Annotated in this window: 2 protein-coding genes; both read right to left on the bottom strand. The window is 33.0% G+C overall.

Annotation, left to right across the window (positions count from 1 at the left end):
- Nucleotides 1-72: 72 nt before the first annotated feature.
- Nucleotides 73-495: a hypothetical protein gene (locus ACIQ6Z_RS09425; RefSeq protein WP_396210630.1), complete on the bottom strand. Its 423-nt coding sequence runs from the start codon at nucleotides 493-495 to the stop codon at nucleotides 73-75.
- An 80-nt stretch (nucleotides 496-575) separates the two neighbouring features.
- On the bottom strand, nucleotides 576-3,818 hold the full coding sequence (locus ACIQ6Z_RS09420) for a carboxypeptidase regulatory-like domain-containing protein (protein ID WP_396210629.1): 3,243 nt from the start codon (nucleotides 3,816-3,818) through the stop codon (nucleotides 576-578).
- Nucleotides 3,819-3,997 lie beyond the last annotated feature (179 nt).

The raw sequence follows: 3,997 nt of genomic DNA, 5'->3' as shown, positions 1-3,997 counted from the left end.
AAACCTTTTTTCATGTTTGCTTTTTTTAATTAAAAATTGGGATAAAAAAAGTCCTTTTCAGGACTTTGTACTTTAGAACCATAAACTCCATGGAATTCTACTCAGAATTAAAACCAAACCGATTCCGTAAAAAATAGCGATAGATTGGAATTTAGCTTCATTATTAGCTGCTTTTTTATGTTTAGACCAACCAATAGTAATCAACACAATAGCAATGATATTAATCAAAGGATGTTCTAGAGAAGTCAATCGATACGCTTCGTTTTTCATTTGACCAAAAACGGCTGATCCTAATGGTGATACAAAATACAATACCAATCCTACTAACAATTGAACATGAGTTCCTATTAAAGCAAACAAAGCAATTTTACGGTCTTTGGCGGTAAACTCTTTTTGAGAGGATTTACCAATAAAGGAATTTACTACTGCTACTACTAAAAGTAGAATGGCTAAATACGCCCAACCCGAATGAAATTTTTGAATGAAATAATACATATTTATATTTTTTGAAAATCAAATATAATAAAAAAACCCTTATTTCAATGAAATAAGGGTTTGATTTTAGTTTAAAAAGTCTAGTTAAAAGTATAACGTAAACCTGTTTGCACTTGCCATCTTGATGAATTTAAACCTACATCATCAACTTGGTTAATGTTGGCAGCAGTAACTGGGTTAAAACTAAATACTGGTCTAGCTCCTGCAGCAATAGTAGAACCTACTTGTGTTAGCAATGGAACTTGATCATTACTTACAAAATATCTTTTACCCCAATCTTTATTCAACATATTTGTAAAGTTAAAGATATCAGCAGTGAAAGACAATGTATGTTTCTTTTTACCCACTTTAATTGTAAAATCTTGAGCAAATTTCAAATCAATAATATGAGATGTTTTCAAACGGTCTCCATTACGTTCCGCATACTTCCCTCTTCTACTTCTTAAATAATCATTCCCTTCAACAAATGAATTAAATGCATCCCATTGTTGGTCTGGAGTTAATCCGTTAGCAGTTACAAATGTAATGTCAGCTTTGGTAGCAGGAACATAAATTAAAGCAGAGTTCGAGAAAGTATCTTGAGATATTCTTCCAGCATCATTATATACATAGCTAAATGGGGTTCCTTGAGCACCTTCGTAGAACAATCCTAAAGTAGTTTTTGTAAATTCATTCCATTTGAATGTTGCATTACCATTAGCGATGATTCTTCTACCTGGATCAAAATCAGAACGAGATAATACTAAGTTATTAGCTCCATTAACATTTTCAACGTTTCTCCACTGAGAACTATTTTGAGATGATGTAGCGTCCATTAATACGGTAGATTTACCATAAGAATAGGTTCCTGAAACATTAGCATCAATAAAATCAGATCTAAAGTTTTTAGTTAACGTAAACGATAAATTATGTGATTTACCTTCAGAAGTATTTGATCCTAAGTAAATTCCTAAATATCTTTGATCAACACGAGAGTTTCCATTAAAACGCGGACGTGTATCTGGACCTGTTAAATTAGAACTAGCAGCTCTTATGTTTAAATCTTCGTACAATACAGCACTAATATTATCATTATATATAATTTCAGATGACAATACAAAACCATAAGGTAATTTTTGATCTACTGCAAAACTAGCTTTAAAAACCTGCGGTAATTTAAAATCTTTTGCAAATAAATCGATATTACCCCCCGGTAAACCTGATCCAGGTCTTGGATACAAATTGGTGTTAGGTAATGGAGCTAGCTGACTTGCAACACTAGGATTAGGATTAAACACAGGCATATCTGCTGCAGAAGTAATTTGAATTGCTCCTTGTGATAAACCATTATTATTATAAGTACCACCTGGCCAAACTAGAGGTAATCTTGAAGTAAACACACCAGCACCCCCTCTAAATTGAGTAGTTTTTTTACCGTTCAAATCATAGTTGAAACCAACTCTTGGAGAGATATGTGCTTGAGTTCTGATAGCTTCACCAACTCTAGCCCCTTGCAAATCCTTTCCAGCTGCTGTCAATAAGCCAACTGTTCTGGTATTGAAATCATTATTTACTAAACCGTCTTCCCATACTGGAACGTCTACACGAACACCATATGAAACTTTAAGATTGTCATTAACTCTCATGTCGTTTTGGATGTATGCTCCAAATTGCATAGTTCCAAACTCAGCCGCTCCTTGAGAATCATCCCCTTCACCACCAATTAATGAGTAGTTTAATTGAAATCTATTTGGCTTAGCATTGTTTAAGAAATCATTTAAATTATTATAACGGTAAGAACCAAAATTATTTCCAAAGAAAACATTTCTAGAGTTAGAAAATTCATTGTGCGTACCAATTGTAAGCGTGTTTCTTCCAATATTGATTTCTAAATTATCCGTTATTGTTAATATTTTTTGTCTCAACAAGTTAGCAGTTGAAAAAGCCTCTGCACCAAAAAAGATACTTGGAGCAGCACCGTCAAAAATCTGAACAGTTGGGAACGGAGTTCCTGATGCATCTCTATCATCATTAACATCAGTATAAGCAACAACTAAATTATTAGAAAATTTATTTCCAAATTTAGAGCTCAACTCTAACGCAGTTGTATTTGTAGTAGATTCAAATAATTGACTACCATTTATAAAATTGATTGCTGTTACAGAAGAACGGTTTGGTGAGAAGTTTTCAGCTTTTACATAACTATGTCTCAAAGACAATTTATGATTATCGTTGATATTCCAGTCTAATTTTGTAGTTAACTTATCACTTACTAAAGTTCTTACATTATTTTCAAAAGAACCTGGATCGTAGCCATAAGAAGCCAACTTAGTTCTCAATTCTCCTAATCTATTTCTCGAGTCACCTGTATAAGTTGACAACTCAAAAGGTTGTGGAGTTTCGTTGTCTTGTCTTTCGTAGTTGATAAAATAAAATAATTTATCTTTTTTCAAAGCTCCACCAGCACGAATACCGTAAGTTTGGGCAGTAAAATCTGCTAATTTAGATCTTCTTGAAGTTCCTGCCAATGAAGGAGGTGTCATTCCAACTAAATTTTGATTTCTATTTAAAAAATAAGCAGAACCTTCAAATTCATTAGTTCCAGATCTAGTAATTGCACTAATTGCACCACCAGCAAATCCCGATAATTTAACATCAAAAGGAGAAACACTCACTTGAAATTGTTCAATTGCATCAATTGAGATAGGACTAACTCCTGTTTGACCACCATTTGTTCCGTTTGCAGCAAGACCAAAAACATCATTACTTACAGCTCCATCAATATAAATAGAGTTGAAACGGTTGTTTTGACCACCAATTGACAAGACGTCATCACCTCTCAACTGAGCTTGTGGAGTTAAACGTGCAAAATCAGAAATATTTCGTGATAAAGTAGGTAAAGCATTGATTTTTTTCGAATCAATAACTGTTTGAGCTCCGGTTCTTTTAGAGTTAAATGTATTATCTCTAGAACTTGTAACTACAACCTCTTTCAATTCATTTGACTCACTAACTAAAACCACTTTCAAAGTGTTTGATTCTCCTAACTGAAGGAAAGACCCATTATCTTGAAACGATTTAAATCCAACATAAGAAATTGTGATCTTGTAAGGACCACCTACTCTCATATTCGAAATTCTGAAACTACCGTCAAAATCAGTAGTTGATGTGTAACGAGTCCCAGAAGGGCCGTGAACAGCTAAAATGGTAGCACCAGGCAAAGACTGTTTGTCAGTGTCATATACGATACCATTAATCGAAGATGTTGTATTCCCTTGAGCAAACAAGCTACTTGAAGAACCCAACACAACTAAAAATAAAAATACTTTAAATAATTTTTTCATCGTTGTTTTGTTAATTAATTTTTGGCAAAATTATAACATTTTTAGCTTTGAACGTTAAGGCAACGTTAAAAAAAATGAACAATTTCATGTTTTTTTAAACAATTATTGATTTTAGTGCGATTGATGAGTGTAAAAAAATTTAATTTTCTAAGTTAAGCAGAAACAAGAAGATAGCATTT

Source organism: Flavobacterium sp., assembly GCF_044376915.1.
Taxonomy (GTDB): Bacteria; Bacteroidota; Bacteroidia; order Flavobacteriales; family Flavobacteriaceae; genus Flavobacterium.
This window is presented reverse-complemented; position numbering and strand designations above follow the sequence as displayed.